Here is a 23,985-nt window from a genome sequence, read left to right as displayed (position 1 = left end):
TCTCTGGTTTTTACTAGTTCCAATTTTCTTCAAAACCATAGTCTTCAAAACTATCGTCTCCTTCAAACATGTCAAGATCTTCCTCGTCGAGGTCATCTTCAAATTCGTTATAATTTTCCTCTTCATCATCAGCAATGAAATGTTTTTCCATTGCTTCGGCGGGCATTTCACCAACTGAGAAAATAGTTTCAGGATAGGTATTTCCAGCAGAAATTTCTTCTACAGCGGCCAGTTCTACAAGAAAAGTCCACATATTGATAAAATCATAAACATAAATTATTTTGGTATTTTCTGTATCCAAAATGTCCGAAAGCAAGTAATCGCTCATTGTTTTTTGTTCGCCTGGAACGTCACCGGAATCAAACATTGGAATTTCATCTTCCTGATTCCAAGTGTCATCACAAGTGTAAAAAGAAGCTACTTCCATCCCGTCAAATCCAAAAGAGTTGAAAATAGCATTGTGAAAATCTTCTAAGGTATCGTCGGCAAGTATTGCAATATCTCTAAAAATGTCCTCTTCGGCATCGAGAATTACTCTAAATTTATAAACCATAATTTTGTTTTATTGAAAGGGTAAAGGTAAAATATAATTTTAGATTTTAGATTTTAGATTTCAGATTTGTTGAAATTTTTTTGGTTATTGTAATTATGGATTCAGTTTCTTAATCACTTTCGCAGGGTTTCCAACTACCAATGAATTATCGGGAATGTCTTTCGTTACTATTGAACCTGCTCCAATTACGCAGCCCTTTCCGATAGTAATTCCAGGAAGTATAATGGAGTTACCACCAATCCAACAATCGTCTCCTATAGAAATGGGTAACGCATTTTCAAGTGTTTTTCTTAACTCTGCTTCTAAAGGATGATTTGCAGTATACAATTGAACTCCCGGCGCAAAAAAAACATTCGAACCGATTTTTACGGGAGCACAGTCTAAAACAACACAATTTACATTAAAATAAACATTATCACCACAAACAATATTGTAACCATAATCACAATGAAAAGGCGGTTCGATGTAAAGATTTGCACCAGCATTAGGGATTAATTCGGTTATAATTTCTTTTGCTTTTTTGGTCAAGCGGTATTCAGTTACATTCAATCTGTGGAGTAAAATTTTCGCTCTTCGACGTTCTTTTACGAGAATTGGATTACCAGCTAAATAATATTCTCCGGCAATCATTTTTTCTTTTTCGGTTTTCATAAAATAACTTGTTTGTCGTAAATATAAAAGAAATCAAGCAAAGGATGCAATTCATCCTCAAAATTCCACAGTTCGGTGAACTAATATTCTAAGACTCTAATTGTAGCAATACATTTGCTGCATCAAAATCTAATACTATGAAATCATTTTTGTCCATTACCATTTTCTTTTTCACTCTAATTTCATTTTCTCAAACCACAATTTCCGGGAAAATAGTAGACGAAAAAAACAAACCAATTCCTAATGCAAATATTTATATTTATGGATCCTATGATGGCGCAACATCAAATAATACAGGCGATTTTAGTTTTGCAACTACAGCCGAAGGAAACCAAACGTTGATCATTAGCGCTTTGTCTTTTGAAATTAAAAAGCTTGAAATTGTCATGAATAAATATCAAAGTCAAACCTTAGTTTTAAAACGTATTGCAACCGAACTAAACGAAGTTTTAATTACGGCAGGAACAATAGAATCTGGCGGAAAATCTAGGGTCTCTGTTTTAAAGCCGCTGGACATACTGACAACGGCAGGAAATCCGGGTGATATTGTTTCGGCTTTTAAAACATTACCGGGAACACAAATTGTTGGCGAAAGCGGAAAACTTTTTGTTCGAGGTGGAGAAGCAAACGAAACCCAAACCTTTATTGATGGGATTCGAGTGGCACAACCGTATCTCCAGACAGCGAATAATGTGCCTACAAGAAGTACTTTTTCGCCTTTGCTTTTTAAAGGAACTAGTTTTTCTACTGGCGGTTATTCAGCAGAATATGGCGAAGCGCTTTCGAGTATTTTAGTGATGAATACCATTGATGAACCTGATTTAGAAAAAACGGATGTTGGTGTTATGACCGTTGGATTGGGACTTGGAAATACTCAAAAATGGAAAAGCAATTCCTTGAGCGTGAATACTAGCTATATCAATTTGCAACCTTATCAATCGTTGTTGCCTGACAATATTGAATGGATAAAACCTTATGAATCTATTGGTGGAGAAACCGTTTTTAGACAAAAATTAGATAGAGGGTTGCTTAAATTTTACGCTTCCTATACAGCAGCCAATTTCGATTTGAAGCAAGATGATGTTAATTATCCAAACAAATTGCGTACCCAAAACAAGAACAATAATTTATATTCCAACCTTTCCTATAAAGGTGGTTTTGGAACTAATTGGAACATTTTTGCCGGAATTAGCTTTGCTAAAAGTAGTAATAAAGGGATTTTTGATGTCTATAATTATGACTCTTCTGAAAATGCGAGTCATTTAAAACTGAAATTGACAAAACCCATTTCCGATAAAATTAAAACCAGTTTTGGAACCGATTTTTTTTACACCAATTTTTCGGAATCGATTACCAATTTCAATAGTGGATTTCATTCGAATATTCTTGCTGCCTTTTCAGAAACTGACTTCTTGTTTACCAACAATTTAATTGCGAAAGTAGGTTTCCGATTTTCAAAAAACTATTTGTTAGACGAAAGTTCTATTGCTCCAAGATTGGCTTTAGCGTATAAACTTGCTAAAAATCAGCAGTTTTCTATGGCTTACGGAACTTTCGAACAAGCACCAAAAAACGATTATCTCAAATACACCACTCATTTGCAAGATGAAAAAGCACAACATTATATTTTGAGTTATGAATTTAATAAAGACAAGCAAATTTTTAAAGCGGAAGTTTATTATAAAAGCTATGATAATTTGGTAAAATACGATACAAAATCGCCAGTTTACAATAGTAATTTCAATAACAGCGGGACAGGATATGCCAAAGGTTTAGAGTTGTTTTGGAGAGACAACAAGAATATTAAAAACTTGGAATATTGGATTTCCTATTCCTATATCGACACAAAACGAGATTATCAAAATTTTCCAAAACAGGCGACCCCAAGTTTTGTTGCTGATCATACCTTGTCTTTGGTGACTAAATATTGGATTCAAGATTGGCGTTCGCAAATTGGAGCGACTTACACTTTCAGTTCTGGAAGACCATATAATAATCCGAATGAAGCCATTTTTATGGACGGAAAAACCAAAGCATACAATAATTTAAGTGTGAATTGGGCGTACTTGATTTCGCCTCAAAAAATACTTTTTTTCTCTGTAACCAATGTGGCTGGGATCAAAAATGTTTATGGATACAATTTCGCAAACACACCCAATTCAGTAGGAATTTATGAAAGTCAAGCGATAGTTCCTACAGCGGATCGGTTCTTTTTTGTGGGTTTCTTTTGGACAATAAGCAAGGATAAAAAAACGAATCAATTGGAGAATTTATAGTTATTACAATTCATCCTCGAAATTCTACAATTCGGGAAGTATAAATTTTAAAACTGCAACAACCAATATAAATTTGTACAAGAATTAATTAACCAATTTAAAACTAGAAATTATGACAAAAATTATCATTGCATTCGTATTATTTATTACCAGTTTAGTATCAGCTCAAGGGCAATTTGAGCAAGGAATGGGGAAAGCGTTCCAACTTTGGGGAGAAGGAAAAAATACCGAGGCATCGGCAATATTCGAAAGAATTGCGGCTGCCGAAAAAACTTCTTGGTTGCCAAATTATTACGTTGCTTTGGTAAACACAACATCGGCTTTTGGGACAAAAGATGCAGCACAAATAGACTTATTGTTGGCCAAAGCTCAAAATGCATTAGATATTGAATTGATAAAAAATCCTAACAATGCTGAACTTTTGGTTGTTCAAGCTATGATTAATACTGCCTGGATTGCTTTTGATCCAATGACCAACGGACCAAAATTATCAGGAACCGTTATGGGATTATATGGTAAAGCTGAGGCAATAGCACCAGAAAACCCAAGAGTTATCTTTGAAAAAGCTGAATTTGAAATAGGTGGTGCCAAATTTTGGGGAACAGATACCAAACCAATGTGTGCTCAAATTGAAAAAGCTATCGGACTTTTTGCTACTTTTAAACCTGAAACACCATTTTCTCCAAAATGGGGATTGGATAGGGCAAAAATTGCTTTAAAAAACTGTAAATAAATTTAGATTAAACTAGAACAATGAATCGATTTATAAAAGAATTACCTCGAAACCTCATACTTGGAGTTGTGATATTTTTTGTGTTACTGCTTTTGAATGCTGTTTTTGGAGCTAAAATCGAGTTTAATCGAGAGCTTGCGTTTGCATTTGGACAGACCATGTTGTATACTTTGTCTCTTTCTTATGCTAATTCATCGGTTTTTTGCTATATGGATGCCTATTTTGGAAAAGATAATTTCTCGTTAAAACGTTTGGTTTTTGGATTTCTTGGTTCTTTTTTTATATCCATTTTGGTCGTTTTTTTATTGCGAATTTTTCAAGAAGTTATCGTTAATGCTAAAACTTTTGAAGATTATTTAGCACACGAAACACCTAATTATTATGTGGTTTCAACATTAATTACGTTTGTTGTTAGTTTGGTCTTTTATGCCATTAATTTTTATAAATCCTATCAGGAAAATAAAGTAAAAGAACAAAAAATCATTGCAGGAACAGCTTCGGCAAAGTTCGAAAGTCTTAAAAACCAAATCGACCCGCATTTTCTCTTCAATAGTTTAAATGTTTTAAGTTCTTTGATTGAAGAAAATCCTGAAAACGCACAGAAATTCACTACTTCATTGTCCAAGATTTACCGTTATGTTTTAGAACAAAAAGACAAAGAATTAGTTTCGGTTGAGGAAGAATTGGCTTTCGCCAAAACCTATATGAATTTGTTGAAAATGCGTTTCGAAAATAGTCTGTTTTATGAATTACCAGCAACTGTAAATATTCCGGAGGCTAAGGTTGTGCCACTTTCGTTGCAATTATTGTTAGAAAACACAGTCAAACACAATGTGGTTAGCGAACAAAGACCCTTGCACATTAGGATTTTTATCGAAAAGGATTATTTAGTAACTGAAAATGATTTTCAAAAAAAAGAAGTATTGCAGGACAGAAAAGGGGTAGGCTTGCAAAATATTATCAATCGTTACGGAATCATTACCAACAGAAAAGTGTTGATTGAACAAAACGAAAAGACATTTAGTGTCAAAATCCCAATTTTAACAAAACAAATTGCAGTTATGGAAACAACTGCAAATTATAGCGAAAACACGGTTTATTACAGAGCCAAAAAACGAGTAAACCAACTCAAAGGGTTTTACGGGAGCTTAATTTCTTATTGCATAGTAATTCCAATTTTAATTTTTATAAACCTTCGGTTTTCACCGCAATTTCAATGGTTTTGGTTCTCAGCTGCCGGTTGGGGTTTTGGATTAATCATGCATGCTTTTAAGGTTTTTGGATACAGTTCGGATTGGGAAGAACGAAAGATTCAAGAGATTTTAAATAAAGAAGATAATAAACAAACATGGAAATAATTAAGAATATAAAAAAATGAGACAATCAAGAAGAGTGTTTGACGAATATCAATCAGAATATGATAATCCAGACGGAAGATATAATTTGGCGTATAAACGAGTAAAAAGAATCAAAGGATTCTATGTTCACGCAATGGTTTATGTTCTTGTGAATTTATTTATTATCGCTTCTAGTTACACAAAAAGTTCGTTCGATGCAGGAGATTTTTTTAGATGGGAAACTTTTTCAACTGCACTATTTTGGGGAATTGGTTTAGCTGCTCATGGATTATCAGTTTTTGGCAGAAACCTGTTTTTTGGAAACAATTGGGAAGAAAGAAAAATTCAAGAATTTATGGATAAAGAAAAAAGCGAGAAATGGGAGTAAATTAATACACGCTAAAATTTCTAGAGTTCAGTTCCGAAACTTTAAATTTTTAAATCTTAAACTAAAAAATTTGACAACAATAATTATCGAAGACGAGAAACCAGCTGCAAGATTGCTTCAACGTAAACTCGAAAAGCTAGACATTAAAGTAGGAGTGATGCTTCATTCTGTAGAGGAATCAATCGAGTGGTTTTCTAAAAATGAACATCCCGATTTAATCTTTCTGGACATTCAATTATCGGATGGTTTGTCGTTCGAAATTTTCGAAAAAGTGGACATTAAAAGTGCAGTAATTTTCACAACCGCTTATGATGAATATGCTTTAAAAGCATTCAAATTAAACTCGATTGACTATCTCTTAAAACCTATTGATGAAGATGATTTAGCAGTGGCAATTTCTAAATTTAAAATGCGTTTGCCAAAACAAGAAAACAGCTTGCAATTGGATTTTGAACAAATAAAAAAAATGTTCCAAAATCCATTCGATAAAAATTTCAAAACTAGGTTTACGGTGAAAATTGGGCAGCATCTCAAAGTGATTTCAACTGAAGAAATTGAATGTTTTTTTAGCGAAAATAAGGGGACTTATATTCATACTTTCGACAATAGAAATTATTTAATAGAATATACTTTGGAGGCCTTAGAGCAAGAAATTGACTCGAAAGAATTTTTCCGGATAAGCCGGAAATTCATCATTCCCTTAAGGGCAATTAAAGAAATTGTTGTGTATTCTAACTCAAGATTAAAAGTTATTTTACCTACTTATAAAGAGGATGAAGTGATTGTAAGTAGAGAAAAAGTCCAAGAATTTAAAAATTGGATTGGATGATTTTTAATTAAACTATTAAAATAAATAAGCAGTATTAAAAACAATGGTGTTTAATAACTTATAAATTCAATATAGATTATTTCTATGGTAATTTAAGCTCTAAAAAATGACTTTCTTACGCCTATTAAGACAAAAATTAACGAGGAATAAATAATAAAAAAAGGAACGATATATTCTATCAGATTCATTGGAAGCATAACGGCAATAATCAGCAATTGAAATCCCAATCCATAGATAGAAACGAATGTCATAAACCAATTTGGAAACGTTTTTACCTTATAAGCATCAGTGTCTAAAGCATGAATTATTTTATCAAAAATGCCATAAACAATTGTGTAAATTATAAATAATATATCGACCGATTTTTGGTTTTCTCCTGGCAAAGCACGAGGTGATTTATACTCAAAAATCTTACTTGTTGTGTCTCCGCCAACCGATTTATTTCTTAAAATCACATAGTAATAATTGTATAAAGTACCTTGTAGTTGAATACAAAAAAAAGCTAAAATTGTAAGCCAAAATGATGTTTTAGAGACATAACAAATTGTCATAAAAAACAGAAAATTCAAGACAATATCAAATACGCTATCGAGGTATCTTCCGACATAAGAAGGGGTGTTTTTTATGCGTGCCAATTCTCCATCTGCAGCATCAATAATAGACTTTAAAATAATAAAAAAGCTGGCAAAAAAGTAATGATTTTGCAAGATACAATAGATGGCAATCAAGCCGGAAACACCAAAAAGCAGGGTAACATGAATAGGGGTAAATCGGGTATTTTTTAATTGATTGGCAAACAGTTTTCCAATCGTTCTTCCGTAATCTGATAGATCCAAGAATCTATCTTCAGCAGCAAGTTTTGACATTTATATTTATTAAACAATGAGATTTGACAATATAGTCAGGTATAAATATAGTTAAAATATTATTTTGATAATCGGTGTAAACTATAGGTCATTGTAGTCAATAAAAAGAAAGCTACAACTTGATGTGTTAATCCTAGCCACAAAGGGACGCTATAAAGTAAAGTAAAAACTCCCAGTGTAAATTGTATAAACACAATTGCAACTAATGCATTCAGGCCATTTTTTTGTTGCTGTGTAAGTGAATATTTCTTGCTTTTAAAGAATAAAAACAAAATTAACCCAACCACAACATAGGCTAGTGTTCTATGTACAAACTGAACGCCACTTTTTCCTTCAGTAAATCTTTGAAACCAAGTGTCTTTTTCTAAAATCACACTTTCGTGAAGGAATTGTCCGTCGCTCATCAATGGCCAATGATTATGGATTAGACCAGCATTTAAACCGGCAACGAACCCGCCGTAAATAATTTGTAACAACAGAAAAATCAAGGCAAAAATCGCAATTTTTTTGAGTGGAAGAATCGCTTTGTTTTTAATTGGATAAATCAAATCCAAGGCTACCCAAAGCGTATAAGCAAAGGTTATAAATGCAAAAGTCAGGTGCAAAGACAAACGAAAATGACTCACATCTGGGTTGTCAATTAATCCGCTTCTTACCATAAACCAACCCAAGAATCCTTGCAAAGCTCCCATTCCCAGCAGAATGTAGCATTTATTTAATGTGTTTTTGTCAATTTTTTTCTTAATCAAAAAATAGACAAACGGAATGATGAAAACAAATCCAAGAATTCTCCCAATTAATCGATGAAACCATTCCCAGAAGTAGATAAATTTATAATCAGACAGCGTAAAATCGTTGTGAATATTGATTTTTTGGTATTCTGGAAATTGCTTGTATTGTTCAAAAGTTTCCTGCCATTTTGCTTCAGTAAGCGGAGGGAAAGTATCAGTTACCAAATGCCAATCCGTCATTGATAAACCAGAATTTGTCAATCTGGTGATTCCGCCTACAACGACCATTACAAAAACTAAAAAACAACCTGAAAGTAGCCAGATTATTACTGATTTATTCTCTTTTTTCATTGTTAGAAATTAATTTTTACAAAGATATTTTAAATACTATTAAATGTTAATTCAACAAGCGTTACTCTTTAGCCCTAATTTAGCGCCTCTTTTTAATACAAAGTCATAAGCAGCCTGATATTCATTGGGGATTTCACCTTCCATTATGGCTTCTTTTACGGCTTCTTTCAGAATCCCGATTTCACGTGAAGGTTGCAAATTAAAAATCGCCATAATTTCTTCTCCTGAAATTGGAGGCTGAAAATTGCGAACGTGATCGCGTTCTTCAACTTCCACAATTTTCTTCCGAACAATCTCAAAATTCTGATGGTATTTCTTGAATTTATTTGGGTTTTTGGTCGTGATGTCGGCTTCGCACAAAGTCATCAAGCTTTCGACATCTTCGCCAGCATCAAAAACCAAACGACGCACGGCCGAATCTGTGACCAAATCTTGAGAAAGTACAATTGGACGCGAACTCATCATCACCATTTTTTGCACAAATTTCATTTTGTGGTTCAGTGGCATTCGTAATCTTTCGAATATTTTCTTGGCCATTTTTCCGCCAAGGAATTCGTGACCGTGAAATGTCCAGCCTTGTTTTTTGTTGAAACGTTTTGTTGGAGCTTTCCCAATATCGTGCAACAAAGCAGACCAACGCAGCCAAACATCATCAGTATTCGGGCAAATATTATCGACTACTTCCAGCGTGTGATAAAAATTGTTTTTGTGGGTCTGTCCTTCTATTTCCTCCACCTGATTCAAAGCGGTTAATTCAGGAAGAATGATGTCTAAAAGACCAGTTTTATAAAGCAATAAAAATCCAACAGAAGGTTTCTCCGTCGAAAGGATTTTATTCAATTCATCAACAATTCTTTCGCCTGAAATTATGTTGATTCTATGGGCATTTTTTGTAATAGATTGCAAAGAATTTTCTTCGATTTCAAAACCCAATTGGTTGGCAAACCTTATGGCACGAAGCATTCGCAAAGGATCATCAGAAAAAGTAATATCCGGATCTAGGGGAGTTCTGATAATTTTATTTTTCATATCTTCCAATCCATTGAAAGGATCAGAAAGTGTGCCAAAATTATCCTTGTTTAAAGATAAAGCAAGTGCATTGATGGTAAAATCACGACGATTTTGGTCGTCTTCCAATGTTCCGTTTTCGACAACAGGATTTCGACTTTCAAAATGATAGGATTCTTTTCGGGCACCCACAAATTCGATGTCGATTTCTCCAAATCGCAACATTGCAGTTCCGTAGTTTTTAAAAACCTGGACTTTTGGGTTTTTTGGAAGTAATTCTGAAACTTTCAAAGCGAGTTCGATTCCGCTGCCAACAGCGACGATATCAATGTCTTTTTTGAAATCTCTTTTAAGAATTAAATCCCTTACGAAGCCACCAATCACATAACTGTCGATATGAAGTTGTTGGGAAGCTTGTGATATGACTTCGAAAATTTTATTATGTAAGGCTTTGTTATAGTTATTTATTGTAGCCACTGATTCACTGATTTTTTTAAAAAATTATTTAATAATTCTTTTGTATTCAAGAGAAGTTTTGTTGAAATTCACTAAAATAGCGAGTCTATGCCCAGAAACGTGCAAGTAGTTTAAGCATTGTGAAATATGCTTTTCGTGTAATAATTCTGTTGATTTTATTTCAATAATAATTTTATCTAATATAACAAAATCAGCATAAAATTTATGATTTAATATAATATCTTTATAATGAACTAAATATTCTTTCTCTCTTTCAAAATAAAAATTAATTCTTTTCAACTCATATTCAAAAGCATCTTTATAGACAATTTCAGAGAAACCTTTGCCCAGATTTTTATGGACTTCTATTAAAGCACCAATAATTTTATATGTATCATCTTCGTATAAATAGTCTGACATAATAATCTGTGAAATTTAATTTTTTAAAATGAAATCAGTGAATCTGTGGCGAAAAAAATTATTTTCTTATCACTTTTACCTGAGAATCGTTCGTCAATTTTATAATTGTCGAAGGTTTTCCTGCAATTTTATCGTGGTGCAAATTTACAACATAGTCAACACCTTTTATAATTTCTGGACTAATATCTTTGAAGGCAATAGGAGTGGGCTTTCCTGAGATATTTGCTGAGGTGGAAACCAAAGGTCTTTTCATTTTTTCCATTAATTTAAAACAAAAAGGCTCTTTTACGATTCGGATTCCTAAAGTATTGTCTGCAGCTATTAAATTGGGTGCCACATTTCGAGGTTTATCCAAGATTAAAGTAGTTGGTTTTTCGGATAAATCCATAATTTGCCAAGCCACTTCTGTAATGTCCTTGAAAACATTGTACATCATTTTTTCGCCATTCATCAAGCATATCATCGATTGAGTTTCTGCTCTTTGTTTGAGTTTATAGATTTTGGCAACCGCTTCAGGATTTGTGGCATCACAGCCAATTCCCCAAACGGTATCCGTAGGGTAAAGGATAATTCCGCCTTGTTGTATTATTTCGAATGCTTTATGTACTTCTTCGTTTATCATAAGTCGATTATTTTATAGGAAGGAATTCCTTTGATTTTGAAATTGTTATGATATACATATAGGTTGATTAGTCTTTCCGAAATAAAGCCAAAAACCCGTGCTTGGTATTGATCTTTTGGAGTATCAATTTTGGATTCTAATTCAAATAATATTGAAAATAGCCAAGTTTGATATGCGTCAAATTTTTCTTTAGAACAAATCATCATATTTCCCATATGAAACAATCTTCCCTCATCTAAGTATTTAAGGATGCTTTCTTTGTATTCGGGGTATTTTTCTGAAATTATTTTTTTAACTAAATACCAATCTTCTTCTCTATGATCTGCACAATAGTTTTGTGTTATTGTTAGGTCTTTAAATTTATAAGGTCTGCCTAGAATAATATCGTATTTTTTTAAAACACTAGTGATTTTATTCTGCGTCTTTTCCGCATCTGAATGGAATGTTTTGCTTTTTTTGAAATCAGCAGTATTAATTTTTTTTTGTGCTGAGGGGCTTAAATTATAAAGCGGATTGTAAAAATTAAAATACCTCCTATAATGACAGATGCCTATATATTCTGCATCTTTTATATTTTTCCAAATCCAATAGGTAGCACTTAATTCGCAATAATTACTGTTTTTATTTGCTATATTTTCTAAAATATTATCTCTTAAAATACTTGGATAAATGGTGTCATTATTTCCAACTTGAATCGGAATTAATAACTCATTGGACAGTATAGGATTTTCTTTATGTGTAACCACAAATATTTTAACCATTTTCTAATTCTTTTTTTGATCTTGTTAAGGCTAAAGCTATCACTTGGTGCATATCATAATATTTGTATTCCGACAGTCTGCCTCCAAAAATCAAATTTTTTTCCTCCAAAGATAATTTTTTGTATTCATCAAACAAGGATTGATTTTTGACGTCGTTTATGGGATAAAAAGCTTCTCTGCCCGGATTCCATTCTTGGGGATACTCTTTTGTGATAACCGTTTTATTTTGTTTTCCAAATTCAAAATGTTTGTGCTCAATAATTCTTGTAAAATCGTAATTGGCATCGTTATAATTAACGACAGCATTTCCTTGAAAATTGTCAGTTTCCAGAATTTCATTTTCAAAATGAAGAGATCTGTATTCCAAAATTCCTAATTTATAATCGAAATATTCGTCTATTTTTCCAGAATAGACAATTTTATTGGATAGTTTATTAAATTTATTCCTATCTGAAAAATAATCAGTTTTTGTTATAACCTCGATGCCTTCCAGCATTCCTTCGATAAGTTTGTTGTATCCGCCAATGGGAATTCCTTGATAAATATCATTAAAATAATTATTATCGAAAGTGAATCTCACGGGGAGTCTTTTTATAATGAAAGCGGGTAATTCAGAGGCCTTTCTGCCCCATTGTTTTTCGGTATATTCTTTGATAAAATGATCATAAATATCTTTTCCGACTAGACTTAATGCTTGTTCTTCTAGATTTTTCGGATTTTCGACTCCATAAATAGCAACTTGTTCATCGATTTTTGCCTTGGCTTCATGAGGAGTTTTTGTCCCCCAAAGTTGGTTAAAGGTATTCATGTTAAAGGGCAAATTGTATAATTTACCTTTGGATAATGACATTGGAGAATTGGTAAAATTGTTGAATTCAACAAATTGGTTTACATAATTCCACAAACTTTTGTCATTGGTATGAAAGATGTGGGCTCCGTATTTATGAACATTGATTCCTTCAATATTTTCGCAATATACATTTCCTCCAATATGTTCTCTTTTGTCAATTACCAAGCATTTTTTTCCGGCTTTTGTGGCTTCGTAAGCGAAAACACTTCCAAAAAGTCCTGAACCAACAATTAAATAGTCATATTCATTTTTCATTTCGCAAAAGTAGATATTAATTAGTAAATTGCAACAAAATTTATATAGCATCAATGTCAGGGAAAATTCAAGTAGGTTATTTAGTTTCATATGATTATGAATTATTAAAAAATTCGTTACCAACAATATACAAAGAATCAGATACTATTTTTTTGGCCATTGATAAAAACAGGAAAACCTGGAAAGGAGATGCCATCGAAATTAATCCTGATTTTTTTGATTGGATTAAGGCTTTTGATGTAGATAATAAAACCGTTATTTATGAAGATGATTTTTATGTCCCAACATTAACAACAATGCAATGTGAGGTAAGAGAGCGAAAAATGCTTTCAGCAAAAATGGGAATTGGGAATTGGTTAATTCAAATTGATGCCGATGAATATTTTGTTGATTTTAAGAGTTTTATTTCCAATTTAAGAAAATATGACTCTTATTTAAAAAATCCAAAAAAACATCCGATTCAATTTTGTGCTTTTTGGATAATGTTATATAAATATACTCCAACGGGTATATTATATGTTGATAAACCGCTAAAAGCTATTTTTGCAACAAATTATCCTGAATATTCGATGGGGAGACGAATTAAAGGACGTCAAATTTATACAAATAATATTGTTTTACATGAATCACTATCTCGTTCTGAGGAAGATCTTAGGTTTAAATTAGAGAATTGGGGACATAATGTTGATGTACACAAGGATTTTTTAAGTAAATGGCTTAAAGTTGATGAAAGTAATTATATGAATTTCACTAATTTTTATTACTTGCAACCAGAAAGATGGAAAAGACTTGGCTTTTTTCCAACAAAAGATATAAGTAAATTGAAAAAAATAATTCAAGAAGAAAATAAATTGAATGTTTTAAATTTTAAATTGTTTTTTAAAAATTTTGGACAATGGTTTAAATATTTAATAAAATCTTAATAAATGCATTTTTGCTGTAATTAAATAAATATTGCTTTGAAAACTATAAAAAAAATTCACTCCAATTTTCATTCCAATCAAATTGATAGTATAGTTAATAATTTTCAGTTTTCAGGAATCCTTTTTGGTGACGGACAGAGAAATAAAATCAAACTTTTTGAATTAGAAGGTAAAACTATAAATATCAAATCCTTCAAAATTCCTCATCTTATTAATAAAATTGCATATAAATATTTCAGAAAATCCAAAGCGAGACGCTCTTTTGAATATGCGACCACTTTATTGGAAAAAGAAATTGGAACGCCGCAGCCTATTGCTTATTTTGAAAATTTCGATGCTCTAGGACTCAAGGATAGTTATTATGTAAGCGAGCATCTTCAATGCGATTTGACTTTTAGGGAATTGGTAGAAATTCCAAATTTTCCGGATCACGATACTATTTTAAGACAATTCACCCAATTTTCTTTCGATTTACACCAAAAAGGAATCGAGTTTTTAGACCATTCACCAGGAAATACTCTGATAAAAAAAACTATTAAAGGAAACTATGATTTTTTCTTGGTCGATTTAAATAGAATGGAATTTCACAAAACAATGCCCTTTGAACTTCGAATGAAAAACTTATGTCGATTAACACCTGTAAAAGAAATGGTTGCAGTAATGAGTAACGAATATAGTAAATTATCAGGAGAATCAGAACAGCTAATTTTTGAAACGCTTTGGAAAATGACCTCCGATTTTCAGGAACATTTTTACAGAAAACGAAGACTGAAAAAGAGACTTAAATTCTGGAAGAAATTTTAAATTACTTTGACTTCATTTTGTTGATATAATTCAGGTGCTTTTAAATTGCTCTTTAAGAAATAATCAATTTTGTCTTTGAATAATTCAGGTGTAAATTCTTGATAGAAAGTGTTGTAGTTTTTCTTTATTTCATCATGATGTAAAGAAGAAAGTAATTCTGGTTTATAATCATTTAAATGAACCGATATATTTCTTAATCCATCTTCAAAAGTTGCCCAAATTTTCTTTTCCACAAAAGGAGAGAAAATAGTAAATGCAGGTTTGTTTAATGCTTTTGCCATATTTATTGCTCCTCCATCATTTCCTACAATTACATCGCACTGGTTCATTATGGCTACAAACGACCTTAAATTACTACCCAATAAATCAAAACGTATTTTTTCTTGAGTCTCTTTTGAACATAAATTATATATTTTTTTAGCATCTTCAATTTGATCTTCAAAATAATTGAAAAGCATCGTTACGTCTTTGTTGTTAGCAATGTATTCAACTACTTTTGCCATATACTCCAACGGATACGTTTTGTTCTGCTCGCTTCCCAACAGGCTAATCATTATGATTTTACTGCTTTTATTTATGTTATATTGTTCCAAAAGAGAAATTATCTTATTATTTTCTTCGGGGCTTATAAATAATTTTGGATATGGGTCAATTTCATTTTTGTCAAAGTCAAATGGATCCAATAATAAAAGTCTATTTTCAATAGCAAGACCATATTTAGTGTTTTTTGAATTGTCAAAACGCTTTAAATTATGGGTGTAAAATATAGAAGTGTGCCATTTGTGATAAGCAATTTTTATATTTACTCCTGTAAATAAGGTAATTAAATTTGTTTCTAATTTATTGTAAGCATCAATTATTACATCGTATTTTTTTGCTTTAATTTCAAAAATAAATTTAAATAATGAAAAATAGGATTTTCTTACTTTATGTGATAAAACAATTATGTTATCAATGTTTGGATTTCCAACCAGCACATCAACGCTATTGGTATAACACATAAAGTCTATAGTGGAATTAGGATACTTTTTTTTTAAGTTGTTGCAGATAATTGTACTAATCAATACATCTCCAACTCTTTTTTGTTGAATGACTAAAAATCTCATTATAGATATTGTTAATTATATAAAAAAAATTACTTTTGAAGATTCAACAAAACTACAAAAAAAATATATAAATGTCGAAGTTGCCAATTTTAATGTACCATAATGTCGTTGTAGATGAGGCAAAATCTTTAAATTTAAGTATTTCCATATCTAAGTTAGAATCACATTTTAGATTTTTAAATGATAATAATTACACTACGTTTCATTTTAAGGATTTAGAAAACTTAAAATATTTACCCAAAAAAAGTGTCATTATTACTTTTGATGATGTTACAGAATGTCAGCTTAAATATGCGGTTCCATTACTTGAAAAATATCAATTAAAATCCTCTTTTTTTATACCATTTTCTTTCGTTGGGAATTTTGATTATTGGATAGAGGGAAAAGAAAAAATAATGAGCGTTGAACAATTAAAAGAGTTAGATACTAAACTTATTGAGCTTGGGTATCATTCTTTTGAACATAAAAGATATAGTTCATTATCTAAAGAAGAATTAGAATCAGATTTTAGTAAGTCTAACAATTTTATATCTGAAAATCAATTAGATATGAAACCTATTTTAGCATATCCTTTTGGTAACTATTCGAAAAAAAACGCTCAATTTTCAGTTTTTGAGAAAATAATGCGAGATAATGGCATTAAGTATGGTTTGCGTATAGGAAATAGGGTAAATAGTTTTCCGTTTAAAAACGATTATTTGGTAAAAAGAATAGATATTAAGGGCGAGGATACGCTATTCAAATTTAGATTGAAATTGAAAATTGGAAAGCTTAAATTATTTTAAAAAAAGAGTATGAAAATTAGTGGATTGGTAATAACCTATAACGAAGAAAAGCATATAGGAAAATGTATAGATGCTCTTTTTAAAGTATGCGATGAAGTCATTGTTGTTGATTCACTAAGTGTTGATAATACTGTAAAAATTGCCGAAGAAAAAGGAGCTATAGTTATTTCTCAAGTTTTTTTGGGTGATGGGCCTCAGAGAATATATGGACTTCCTTATTGCAAAAATGATTGGATTTTGAATCTAGATGCAGATGAGATTTTAGCCACAGATGCCGAAGAATTTATCTTGTCAGGAAAATATGAGCATCAGGATTTTGATGTATATGCTTTTAGAATGTACAATTTTATGGGCGATAAATTAATCAATTTTGCGGGTTGGTATCCTGACAGGTCAGCTCGGTTTTTTAATAATAAGACGGCATCACCCTCAAAAGCAATGGTACATCAAGTGGTTTCAGGAATTAATAAAACTGATTTAAAAGTTCATATAAACCATTATCCTTGGGAGAATTTCGATCAATTAATTAGTAAAAAAAATTTATATTCTACGTGGCACGCTCAGCAACTTTTTAATCAAGGAAGAAGAATTAATAGTTTCAAGCCCATAATTAATGGGCTGGTATCTTTTATCAGATGTTATTTTTTTAAAAATGGTTTTTTAAATGGATTAGATGGTTTGACATTTTCTATGATTCAAGGTTTTTTTTCATATTTAAAATATGCTAAACTCATTAAACTGCAAAATAAAAAATAATTGTTTTGCTTTCCCCATTTAGTACAGTATTCTAAACAAAAAATCCAAATTACAATCGATTCAACAATTGCAATTTGGAATTTTAGTTATTTAAATTTAGAATTTAAACGGCAACGTCATATTCGCGCAAGGCATTATTCAACGATGTTTTCAAATCAGTTGAAGGTTTACGGGTTCCAATAATCAAGGCGCAAGGCACTTGAAAATCACCGGCAGCAAACTTTTTAGTATAGCTTCCAGGAATTACCACGGAACGAGCAGGAACAAATCCTTTTCTTTCTACAGGAGTTTCTCCAGTTACATCAATTATTTTTGTCGAAGCGGTCAAACATACATTTGCACCAAGAACGGCTTCTTTACCAACGTGAACTCCTTCAACAATAATGCAACGTGAACCAATAAAAGCACCGTCTTCAATGATTACCGGTGCAGCTTGTAAAGGTTCTAGAACACCACCAATTCCTACACCGCCAGAAAGGTGAACGTCTTTACCAATTTGCGCACAACTACCAACAGTTGCCCAAGTATCCACCATTGTTCCAGAATCTACATAAGCACCAATGTTCACATAACTTGGCATCATAATTACACCGCTTGCAAGAAAAGCACCATAACGTGCGGATGCTCCAGGAACCACGCGAACTCCTTTTTTTGCATAATCTCTTTTTAGCAACATTTTGTCGTTGTATTCGAAAATTCCAGCTTCTAATGTTTCCATTTTTTGGATTGGAAAATATAGAACAACGGCTTTCTTTACCCATTCGTTAACCTGCCAGCCTTCGCCAACAGGCTCAGCAACACGTAATTTTCCAGAATCTAATAATTCGATAACTGCTCTGATAGCATCAGTAGTTTTTGTTTCTTGCAACAAAGCGCGGTTTTCCCAAGCTTGTTCTATTATGGATTGTAATTCGTTCATTATAGTTAAATTTTGGCAAATATACCATTTTTAACGCAAATCAAAAAAGAGAAATGTATTGAAAATGTTATATATTTGTATTTTAAATCTATATTATTATGGAATCAATTAGATTAGAATTTCAGCCCAACATCAAAGCCAAAATTTTGGAACTATTGAGTTCGTTCTCCTCGGATGAATTAAAAATAGTTCAAGAAGATCCTGATTTCAATGAAAATAAACGAAAATTGGATATTGCTTACGCTAAACTAAAAAGCGGTACTGAGACAATGTATTCAATAGATGAAGTTGATGCAATTTTGGATAAAACGTTTTCGAAATATGATAGTTAGTATTTCGAATGAATTTCTAAAATTATTAACAAGTCAAGTTCTTTTTATTTATAAAGATAAACCCCGAGCAGCATTAAAATTCAGGAAAGATTTACTTAAAAACATCAAAGAAGACTTAAAACAACCATTTCATTTCAAAAAATCAAGATATTTTGAAAATGAAAATATAAGGGATTATGTTTTTAAAGGATATGTTGCCGTCTATGAGGTTGATGTAGAAGATAAAACAGTTTTCGTCTTCGGTTTCATAAAATATAAAGACTCCTTATAAATGCCAAGAATTCTCGCCATAGATTACGGACAAAAACGCACCGGAATAGCCGTTACCGATGAACTGCAAATCATCGCTTCGGGTTTGACAACCATTCCGTCTGCAACTGCAATCGCTTTTTTGAAGGATTATTTTTCCAAAGAAAAGGTAGAAGCGGTTATCATTGGAGAACCCAAACAAATGAACGGAGAGCCTTCGGAAAGCGCTTCTATTATCAAAGGATTTGTGACTCATTTTACCAATCATTTTCCAGAAATGAAAGTCATTCGAGTGGATGAGCGTTTTACTTCAAAAATGGCTTTCCAGTCAATGATTGATAACGGAATGAAAAAGAAACAACGTCAAAATAAAGCGTTGATTGACGAAATATCGGCAACTATAATGTTGCAGGATTATTTGACCAGAAAAATTTTCTAAAAACAATACTATCTATTGTTCTTAAGATTGCATCAGAAGTTTTGTTGTTTTTACAATGTTTTCAGATAGATTGACGAGCCAAATTAGTTGCTCGATGATCAATTGTGCTTCTTGCATTTTTAATTGAAAGGCTTCTTCATCAATAGGAATTCCTTCTTTTAATTCTCTTTCACGAATGTTTTTTAATTCGGTAAATCGGAGAGCCAAGTCGTATTTGTTTATGTTTTCATTGACATCGATGGGTTCTTCTTTCAAAATAGAGATGGCATTGTCTAAATTTTTAGTGACGGCATCTACTACAACATTAAAGGCTTTTGAAGCCGATGAAGTTTTATGTGATTGAATGTAAGTTCCCAATGAGGCAGAAGAAGACAGCAAAGTATGATTGAGTACGGCGAGTTTATAAACTTGTGGTAGTTGTTTTTGTTTTGATTTTGGTTCTTGTGCCATTCTAAGAAAGGATGCCATAAGATTTCCGATTTCTATAAAAGCATTTTTTCTCGCTAATCGATACGAAGTGGACACTTCCCCTTTTTTGTTATAAAAAATTGAGATTTGCTTTAAATAATTCTGATTTGCTTTTATTGATTTTTTTAAATAAATTGGAATGTGTAAAAATTCCCAAGAGGGCCATAAAAAGTGATTGGCAAGAAAAGCTAAACTAGTTCCTACAAGTGTATCTATAATTCGGTATTGGATAACTTCACCAACATTTGGCGTTAATATCCCATAAATAAAGACGATATACATCGTGACAAAAGTTGCACTAATCTTGTAATTGGTGTTAGTAAACGAGAAGCCAAGGAGTATAGAAAGGATGGCTAACGAACTTATTACTATATTGTTGTGAACTAAATAAAGAATTCCAAAAGCAATTAATCCGCCTGTAATTGTTCCGAAAATCCTATCAAATGATCTCGTTTTTGTCAATCCATAACCAGGACGCATAATAACAACGATTGTTAGTAAAACCCAATATTCGTTATGGAAGGAAAAGGCTTTACTGATTATGAAACCAATTAAAATAGTGATGGTTAACCTCAAGGAATGCCTGAAAAGTGTTGAAGAGAAACTTAAATTTTCAATTAATGTGCTCCAAAGATAATATTGAGGAGTCAGGAATTTTTCTAAATCTTTATCTCGTCCTTTAAGATCATAAGAGCTGATTGCCGTAGAAAATGCTCGTTGAACAATTTTGATTTTTTCTACCTGCTTCTCTGCATATTGCAACATTGTGGTTAGCATAAAAACTCCTTCTGAAGCTTTGATTTTGCCTAAATTTGTACTGTAATCGGCAATAGCAAGCTCTAATGAATTCAAATCTTTAATTAAGGTGTTTTTTGGCACAAACTTATTTTTGTTTTTTACACTTTTGGAAAGTCTTTTTAAACTAGCCGCAAGATTATAGGCCAAGTTTTGATAAGAAAGTAATACTTGGGGATGTTTTTCAAATTTTTTGTGTAATTTATTATGGTCAAAAGACGTTGATAGTGCGAGTTCTAAGATTTCAACTAATGAAATAAAAACAATCAGAAGCCTCCGGTTTTGGTTAGAAGAACCAGAATAATCGCTAATCAATACTTCTCTGATGTTTTGATGAATGTCATTTAGTTCTACCTGAAGATATAATTGTTTTTCGATAATCGCTTTTCTGTCGGCATTGGGAACCCAAAGATCTCCTCTTAGTTTTAAATATTTGGCAGTAAGTTTGATGCATTCAGCAATTTGTATTTCGAGATAACGATACGGTCTGATAAAATTAAAAATAAGTGAAATCAAGAGGTAAAACAACCCCCCTGCAAATAGAAGTGAGGAATGCAAAACCATTTCCCAACCAGTATTTATATGAGCAAATGCCAATGAAACCGAAAGTAAAGCAGAAAATGAAACCATTGTAGCCCGTTTTCCAAAGACGGAAAGCATCGATAGGAAAAAAATTGATAATACAAAAAAAGGATAAAAGATCCAGGAATATGGATATACAATATTAACCAATAAATTTGCGCCAGAAATAAGAAAAGCAGTGACGGTAACTCCTTTGATTTTGTCTTTTAGACTACTGGGGATATCGCTGGGATAGGTAAAAAAAGCGCCAAGTGCAATGGTAAATCCTATTTGGAAATTCCCAAAAAAAGAGAACAATAAAACAGGAATAACAGCCGCTATTGTAATTTTTAGAGCATTGGTAAAATAGGAGGTATCGGTAAATTTTTGAATTTGGTTAATCATACATTTACATTAAATACAAAGGTAAGAATTGTGTTAAATTATATCTAGAATAAATGGATTTGATTTTGATACTGAATTTAATTATCAATCGAGGATATTTGGATGTCTATTTTTTACTATTTTTGCAAACTGAAATTTAGTAAAGAGATTTTGAATTTACAGTAGATAATACTTAATACAACAATAATGATTTTACCAATTGTAGGATATGGCGATCCAGTTTTAAGAAAAGTCGGAGAAGTTCTTTCATCAGAATATCCAAACTTGAAACAAACCATTGCCGATATGTATGAAACGATGTATAATGCTTATGGCGTGGGGCTTGCAGCACCACAAGTAGGATTGAGCATTCGTTTATTTGTAATTGATACAACGCCTTTTGGTGATGATGAAGACTTGCCAATTGAAGAGCAAGAACAATTAAAAGGTTTCAAACGCACTTTTATCAATGCCAAAATGTTGAAAGAAGAAGGCGAAGAATGGGGTTTTAATGAAGGTTGTCTCAGTATTCCTGACGTTCGTGAAGACGTTTACAGAAACGAAAAAATCACGATTGAGTATTGCGACGAAGATTTTAACGTTAAAACTGAAGTGTTCGATGGCTTAGTAGCGAGAGTTATTCAACACGAATACGACCATATTGAAGGAATTTTGTTTACTGATTTGATTTCGTCTCTAAAAAGACAATTAATAAAAAAGAAATTACAAAACATAATGGATGGTAAAAGCCGACCAGATTATAGAATGAAATTTTGCAATAAAAAAGGAAGATAAAAAATTTCGATTTCACAAATAACCAAACAAACGAATAATTAAATACACATTTATAAAAATGAATTTAGAAAAAATATTATCCATTTCAGGCAAACCTGGTTTGTACGCATTGAAAGTTCAAACACGTTCAGGTTTCTTAGCAGAATCGTTAGTTGATGGAAAAAAAATCAGCGTTGGATTGAAAATTAACGTAAGTTTATTATCGGAAATTTCAATTTACACTTATAATGAAGAAAAACCATTGACCGAAGTAATGCGAAGTATCGCCATTAAAGAAGATAATGGTCCTGCTATTTCTCACAAGGAAGAAAATGCCACACTTATTGCTTATTTCAAGGAAATTCTTCCGGAATATGATTCAGAAAGAGTGTATCCTTCGGATATAAAGAAAGTTTTGAGTTGGTACAATTTGCTGCAATCAAAAGGGTTGGTTTCTAAAGAAGAGCCAATAATTGACCCGAGTGAAAACGAACAGGCGAAGCAAAATGCAGAAGAAGTATTGGAGAAAGTTGAAGAAGAAGTTGTTGCCGAAAAAGTAAAAGCTCCAGCTAAAAAAGCAAAAGCTAAAAAAGAATAAATTTTTCTTTTTAAAACATATTTTAATCCTGTCACGATGTTTTTCCTGACAGGATTTCTTATTTTTACAAAAAACCAAAATACGATGAATTCCAAACAAACTCAACTCCAAGCTTTCGAACGATTATTGAATATTATGGATGATTTGCGCGAGAAATGCCCTTGGGACAAGAAGCAAACAATCCAATCTTTAAGACATTTGACCATCGAAGAAACCTATGAATTGGGTGATGCTATTTTGGATAATAATTTAAACGAAGTTAAGAAGGAATTGGGTGATTTGTTGTTGCACATTGTTTTTTATGCCAAAATAGGAAGCGAAACCAATGATTTTGACATTGCCGATGTGTGTAATGAAATTTGCGAAAAACTCATTCACCGTCATCCTCATATTTATAGCGATGTCGTGGTAAAAGACGAGGAAGAAGTAAAACAAAATTGGGAAAAACTAAAGCTAAAAGAAGGAAAAAAATCCGTTTTAGAAGGTGTTCCAAAAAGTTTACCCGCATTGGTGAAAGCCAGTAGAATTCAAGACAAGGTAAAAGGCGTAGGTTTCGATTGGGAAGAGACGCATCAGGTTTGGGATAAAGTTCAGGAAGAAATCGAGGAATTTCAAGTTGAAGTCGAAGCGGGTGATCAGGACAAAATGGAATCCGAATTTGGCGATGTGTTGTTTTCTATGATAAATTATGCGAGATTTTTAAACATAAATCCCGAAGACGCTTTGGAACGCACCAATAAAAAATTCATCAAAAGATTTCAATATTTAGAAAGTAAAGCAGGGGAATTAGGAAAACCATTAATGGATATGACTTTGGCTGAAATGGATATTTTTTGGAACGAAGCCAAAAAATTGTAATTGAAAATCTATGATTTTCAAATATTTCAATTTTGGAACGAAGCCAAAAAATTGTAATTGAAAATCTATGATTTTCAAATATTTCAATTTTGGAACGAAGCCAAAAAATTGTAATTGAAAATCTATGATTTTCAAATATTTCAATTT

27 protein-coding genes are annotated in these 23,985 nt (G+C 32.0%); 15 read left to right on the top strand and 12 right to left on the bottom strand.

Translation table 11 applies throughout. The features are described from left to right. Positions 1 to 13: 13 nt before the first annotated feature. Complete coding sequence (locus IR213_RS09940; protein WP_194312166.1) at positions 14 to 553, bottom strand: IS1096 element passenger TnpR family protein; 540 nt, start codon at positions 551 to 553, stop codon at positions 14 to 16. Between the two features lie 93 nt (positions 554 to 646). Continuing rightward, positions 647 to 1,204 carry a sugar O-acetyltransferase gene (locus IR213_RS09935; protein WP_194312165.1) on the bottom strand — a complete coding sequence of 186 codons (558 nt, stop codon included), beginning with the start codon at positions 1,202 to 1,204 and terminating at the stop codon, positions 647 to 649. 137 nt (positions 1,205 to 1,341) lie between these two features. On the opposite strand from IR213_RS09935, the gene IR213_RS09930 reads away from it, so the two are divergent. From IR213_RS09930 to IR213_RS09910, 5 genes are all read left to right on the top strand, one after another. After that, the gene (locus IR213_RS09930; RefSeq protein WP_194312164.1) at positions 1,342 to 3,480 is read left to right on the top strand and encodes a TonB-dependent receptor; all 2,139 of its coding nucleotides are present in this window, start codon (positions 1,342 to 1,344) and stop codon (positions 3,478 to 3,480) included. Positions 3,481 to 3,592: 112 nt separating this feature from the next. Further along, on the top strand, positions 3,593 to 4,213 hold the full coding sequence (locus tag IR213_RS09925) for a hypothetical protein (RefSeq protein ID WP_194312163.1): 621 nt from the start codon (positions 3,593 to 3,595) through the stop codon (positions 4,211 to 4,213). Positions 4,214 to 4,233: 20 nt separating this feature from the next. Continuing rightward, positions 4,234 to 5,571, top strand: a complete 1,338-nt coding sequence (locus IR213_RS09920; RefSeq protein ID WP_194312162.1) for a histidine kinase — start codon at positions 4,234 to 4,236, stop codon at positions 5,569 to 5,571. Positions 5,572 to 5,587: 16 nt separating this feature from the next. Continuing rightward, positions 5,588 to 5,938: a 2TM domain-containing protein gene (locus tag IR213_RS09915; RefSeq protein ID WP_194312161.1), complete on the top strand. Its 351-nt coding sequence runs from the start codon at positions 5,588 to 5,590 to the stop codon at positions 5,936 to 5,938. A 70-nt stretch (positions 5,939 to 6,008) separates the two neighbouring features. Beyond that, entirely contained in the window at positions 6,009 to 6,767 is a 759-nt protein-coding gene (locus tag IR213_RS09910; protein ID WP_194312160.1) for a LytR/AlgR family response regulator transcription factor, read from the top strand. Between the two features lie 92 nt (positions 6,768 to 6,859). Here IR213_RS09910 and IR213_RS09905 read toward each other — a convergent pair whose 3' ends face one another. The 7 genes from IR213_RS09905 to glf are packed head-to-tail and all read right to left on the bottom strand — an operon-like array spanning position 6,860 to position 13,087. Continuing rightward, positions 6,860 to 7,633 (bottom strand): CDP-alcohol phosphatidyltransferase family protein, encoded by a 774-nt coding sequence (locus IR213_RS09905; protein WP_194312159.1) that lies wholly within the window; start codon positions 7,631 to 7,633, stop codon positions 6,860 to 6,862. Between the two features lie 59 nt (positions 7,634 to 7,692). Beyond that, entirely contained in the window at positions 7,693 to 8,715 is a 1,023-nt protein-coding gene (locus tag IR213_RS09900; RefSeq protein WP_194312158.1) for a COX15/CtaA family protein, read from the bottom strand. A 51-nt stretch (positions 8,716 to 8,766) separates the two neighbouring features. Next, a complete protein-coding gene (locus IR213_RS09895) occupies positions 8,767 to 10,200 on the bottom strand; it encodes a CCA tRNA nucleotidyltransferase (protein WP_194312157.1) in 1,434 nt (477 codons plus the stop codon). Positions 10,201 to 10,224: 24 nt separating this feature from the next. Next, positions 10,225 to 10,599 (bottom strand): GxxExxY protein, encoded by a 375-nt coding sequence (locus IR213_RS09890; protein WP_194312156.1) that lies wholly within the window; start codon positions 10,597 to 10,599, stop codon positions 10,225 to 10,227. A gap of 58 nt (positions 10,600 to 10,657) precedes the next feature. Next, on the bottom strand, positions 10,658 to 11,221 hold the full coding sequence (locus IR213_RS09885; RefSeq protein ID WP_194312155.1) for an L-threonylcarbamoyladenylate synthase: 564 nt from the start codon (positions 11,219 to 11,221) through the stop codon (positions 10,658 to 10,660). Continuing rightward, positions 11,218 to 11,982, bottom strand: coding sequence for a DUF4422 domain-containing protein (locus IR213_RS09880; protein WP_194312154.1), 765 nt, complete (start codon positions 11,980 to 11,982; stop codon positions 11,218 to 11,220). Before IR213_RS09880 ends, IR213_RS09885 begins: the two co-directional genes overlap by 4 nt. After that, positions 11,975 to 13,087, bottom strand: coding sequence for a UDP-galactopyranose mutase (glf, locus tag IR213_RS09875; RefSeq protein ID WP_194312153.1), 1,113 nt, complete (start codon positions 13,085 to 13,087; stop codon positions 11,975 to 11,977). The genes IR213_RS09880 and glf overlap by 8 nt, the downstream gene beginning before the upstream one ends. 53 nt (positions 13,088 to 13,140) lie before the next feature. Here glf and IR213_RS09870 point away from each other — a divergent pair, with 53 nt between their 5' ends. Together IR213_RS09870 and IR213_RS09865 are read left to right on the top strand one after the other, a co-directional pair. Continuing rightward, positions 13,141 to 14,010, top strand: a complete 870-nt coding sequence (locus IR213_RS09870; RefSeq protein WP_194312152.1) for a hypothetical protein — start codon at positions 13,141 to 13,143, stop codon at positions 14,008 to 14,010. A gap of 45 nt (positions 14,011 to 14,055) precedes the next feature. Beyond that, positions 14,056 to 14,814: a Kdo domain containing protein gene (locus IR213_RS09865; protein ID WP_194312202.1), complete on the top strand. Its 759-nt coding sequence runs from the start codon at positions 14,056 to 14,058 to the stop codon at positions 14,812 to 14,814. Here IR213_RS09865 and IR213_RS09860 read toward each other — a convergent pair. Further along, the gene (locus tag IR213_RS09860) at positions 14,811 to 15,920 is read right to left on the bottom strand and encodes a glycosyltransferase family 9 protein (RefSeq protein ID WP_194312151.1); all 1,110 of its coding nucleotides are present in this window, start codon (positions 15,918 to 15,920) and stop codon (positions 14,811 to 14,813) included. The genes IR213_RS09865 and IR213_RS09860 overlap by 4 nt on opposite strands. Positions 15,921 to 15,991: 71 nt before the next feature. On the opposite strand from IR213_RS09860, the gene IR213_RS09855 reads away from it, so the two are divergent. Both IR213_RS09855 and IR213_RS09850 read left to right on the top strand, forming a co-directional pair. Then, complete coding sequence (locus tag IR213_RS09855; protein WP_194312150.1) at positions 15,992 to 16,705, top strand: polysaccharide deacetylase family protein; 714 nt, start codon at positions 15,992 to 15,994, stop codon at positions 16,703 to 16,705. 9 nt (positions 16,706 to 16,714) lie between these two features. Further along, complete coding sequence (locus IR213_RS09850; protein ID WP_194312149.1) at positions 16,715 to 17,461, top strand: glycosyltransferase family 2 protein; 747 nt, start codon at positions 16,715 to 16,717, stop codon at positions 17,459 to 17,461. Positions 17,462 to 17,564: 103 nt separating this feature from the next. Here IR213_RS09850 and IR213_RS09845 read toward each other — a convergent pair whose 3' ends face one another. After that, positions 17,565 to 18,380 carry a 2,3,4,5-tetrahydropyridine-2,6-dicarboxylate N-succinyltransferase gene (locus tag IR213_RS09845; RefSeq protein ID WP_194312148.1) on the bottom strand — a complete coding sequence of 272 codons (816 nt, stop codon included), beginning with the start codon at positions 18,378 to 18,380 and terminating at the stop codon, positions 17,565 to 17,567. A 98-nt stretch (positions 18,381 to 18,478) separates the two neighbouring features. Between IR213_RS09845 and IR213_RS09840 the strand changes: the two genes are divergently transcribed. Genes IR213_RS09840 through ruvX form a run of 3 tightly spaced genes read left to right on the top strand, consistent with a single transcriptional unit; the run spans position 18,479 to position 19,400 of the window. Next, complete coding sequence (locus IR213_RS09840; RefSeq protein WP_194312147.1) at positions 18,479 to 18,712, top strand: hypothetical protein; 234 nt, start codon at positions 18,479 to 18,481, stop codon at positions 18,710 to 18,712. Then, a complete protein-coding gene (locus IR213_RS09835; protein ID WP_194312146.1) occupies positions 18,702 to 18,983 on the top strand; it encodes a type II toxin-antitoxin system RelE/ParE family toxin in 282 nt (93 codons plus the stop codon). The genes IR213_RS09840 and IR213_RS09835 overlap by 11 nt, the downstream gene beginning before the upstream one ends. Then, entirely contained in the window at positions 18,984 to 19,400 is a 417-nt protein-coding gene (gene ruvX, locus IR213_RS09830; protein ID WP_194312145.1) for a Holliday junction resolvase RuvX, read from the top strand. It abuts the gene before it with no gap. Between the two features lie 21 nt (positions 19,401 to 19,421). On the opposite strand, the gene IR213_RS09825 is transcribed toward ruvX, so the two are convergent. Next, complete coding sequence (locus IR213_RS09825) at positions 19,422 to 21,629, bottom strand: FUSC family protein (protein ID WP_194312144.1); 2,208 nt, start codon at positions 21,627 to 21,629, stop codon at positions 19,422 to 19,424. A gap of 186 nt (positions 21,630 to 21,815) precedes the next feature. Here IR213_RS09825 and def point away from each other — a divergent pair, with 186 nt between their 5' ends. From def to mazG, 3 genes are all read left to right on the top strand, one after another. Next, positions 21,816 to 22,403 (top strand): peptide deformylase, encoded by a 588-nt coding sequence (def, locus tag IR213_RS09820; protein ID WP_194312143.1) that lies wholly within the window; start codon positions 21,816 to 21,818, stop codon positions 22,401 to 22,403. A 58-nt stretch (positions 22,404 to 22,461) separates the two neighbouring features. Next, a complete protein-coding gene (locus IR213_RS09815; RefSeq protein WP_194312142.1) occupies positions 22,462 to 22,980 on the top strand; it encodes a DUF5606 family protein in 519 nt (172 codons plus the stop codon). Between the two features lie 84 nt (positions 22,981 to 23,064). Next, positions 23,065 to 23,838, top strand: a complete 774-nt coding sequence (mazG, locus tag IR213_RS09810; protein ID WP_194312141.1) for a nucleoside triphosphate pyrophosphohydrolase — start codon at positions 23,065 to 23,067, stop codon at positions 23,836 to 23,838. Positions 23,839 to 23,985 lie beyond the last annotated feature (147 nt).

It is taken from the genome of Flavobacterium soyangense (assembly GCF_015277675.1).
Lineage (GTDB): Bacteria > Bacteroidota > Bacteroidia > Flavobacteriales > Flavobacteriaceae > Flavobacterium > Flavobacterium soyangense.
Note: the sequence above shows the minus strand (reverse complement) of the source record. Positions and strands in the feature narration are given on the sequence as shown.

What these genes read in the sequence shown, in the direction of transcription:
- IR213_RS09940 (WP_194312166.1), bottom strand. Translation starts at nt 553, where the DNA reads ATGGTTTATAAATTTAGAGTAATTCTCGATGCCGAAGAGGACATTTTT.
- IR213_RS09935 (WP_194312165.1), bottom strand. Translation starts at nt 1,204, where the DNA reads ATGAAAACCGAAAAAGAAAAAATGATTGCCGGAGAATATTATTTAGCT.
- IR213_RS09930 (WP_194312164.1), top strand. Translation starts at nt 1,342, where the DNA reads ATGAAATCATTTTTGTCCATTACCATTTTCTTTTTCACTCTAATTTCA.
- IR213_RS09925 (WP_194312163.1), top strand. Translation starts at nt 3,593, where the DNA reads ATGACAAAAATTATCATTGCATTCGTATTATTTATTACCAGTTTAGTA.
- IR213_RS09920 (WP_194312162.1), top strand. Translation starts at nt 4,234, where the DNA reads ATGAATCGATTTATAAAAGAATTACCTCGAAACCTCATACTTGGAGTT.
- IR213_RS09915 (WP_194312161.1), top strand. Translation starts at nt 5,588, where the DNA reads ATGAGACAATCAAGAAGAGTGTTTGACGAATATCAATCAGAATATGAT.
- IR213_RS09905 (WP_194312159.1), bottom strand. Translation starts at nt 7,633, where the DNA reads ATGTCAAAACTTGCTGCTGAAGATAGATTCTTGGATCTATCAGATTAC.
- IR213_RS09900 (WP_194312158.1), bottom strand. Translation starts at nt 8,715, where the DNA reads ATGAAAAAAGAGAATAAATCAGTAATAATCTGGCTACTTTCAGGTTGT.
- IR213_RS09890 (WP_194312156.1), bottom strand. Translation starts at nt 10,599, where the DNA reads ATGTCAGACTATTTATACGAAGATGATACATATAAAATTATTGGTGCT.
- IR213_RS09885 (WP_194312155.1), bottom strand. Translation starts at nt 11,221, where the DNA reads ATGATAAACGAAGAAGTACATAAAGCATTCGAAATAATACAACAAGGC.
- IR213_RS09880 (WP_194312154.1), bottom strand. Translation starts at nt 11,982, where the DNA reads ATGGTTAAAATATTTGTGGTTACACATAAAGAAAATCCTATACTGTCC.
- glf (WP_194312153.1), bottom strand. Translation starts at nt 13,087, where the DNA reads ATGAAAAATGAATATGACTATTTAATTGTTGGTTCAGGACTTTTTGGA.
- IR213_RS09870 (WP_194312152.1), top strand. Translation starts at nt 13,141, where the DNA reads ATGTCAGGGAAAATTCAAGTAGGTTATTTAGTTTCATATGATTATGAA.
- IR213_RS09860 (WP_194312151.1), bottom strand. Translation starts at nt 15,920, where the DNA reads ATGAGATTTTTAGTCATTCAACAAAAAAGAGTTGGAGATGTATTGATT.
- IR213_RS09855 (WP_194312150.1), top strand. Translation starts at nt 15,992, where the DNA reads ATGTCGAAGTTGCCAATTTTAATGTACCATAATGTCGTTGTAGATGAG.
- IR213_RS09850 (WP_194312149.1), top strand. Translation starts at nt 16,715, where the DNA reads ATGAAAATTAGTGGATTGGTAATAACCTATAACGAAGAAAAGCATATA.
- IR213_RS09845 (WP_194312148.1), bottom strand. Translation starts at nt 18,380, where the DNA reads ATGAACGAATTACAATCCATAATAGAACAAGCTTGGGAAAACCGCGCT.
- IR213_RS09840 (WP_194312147.1), top strand. Translation starts at nt 18,479, where the DNA reads ATGGAATCAATTAGATTAGAATTTCAGCCCAACATCAAAGCCAAAATT.
- IR213_RS09835 (WP_194312146.1), top strand. Translation starts at nt 18,702, where the DNA reads ATGATAGTTAGTATTTCGAATGAATTTCTAAAATTATTAACAAGTCAA.
- ruvX (WP_194312145.1), top strand. Translation starts at nt 18,984, where the DNA reads ATGCCAAGAATTCTCGCCATAGATTACGGACAAAAACGCACCGGAATA.
- IR213_RS09825 (WP_194312144.1), bottom strand. Translation starts at nt 21,629, where the DNA reads ATGATTAACCAAATTCAAAAATTTACCGATACCTCCTATTTTACCAAT.
- def (WP_194312143.1), top strand. Translation starts at nt 21,816, where the DNA reads ATGATTTTACCAATTGTAGGATATGGCGATCCAGTTTTAAGAAAAGTC.
- IR213_RS09815 (WP_194312142.1), top strand. Translation starts at nt 22,462, where the DNA reads ATGAATTTAGAAAAAATATTATCCATTTCAGGCAAACCTGGTTTGTAC.
- mazG (WP_194312141.1), top strand. Translation starts at nt 23,065, where the DNA reads ATGAATTCCAAACAAACTCAACTCCAAGCTTTCGAACGATTATTGAAT.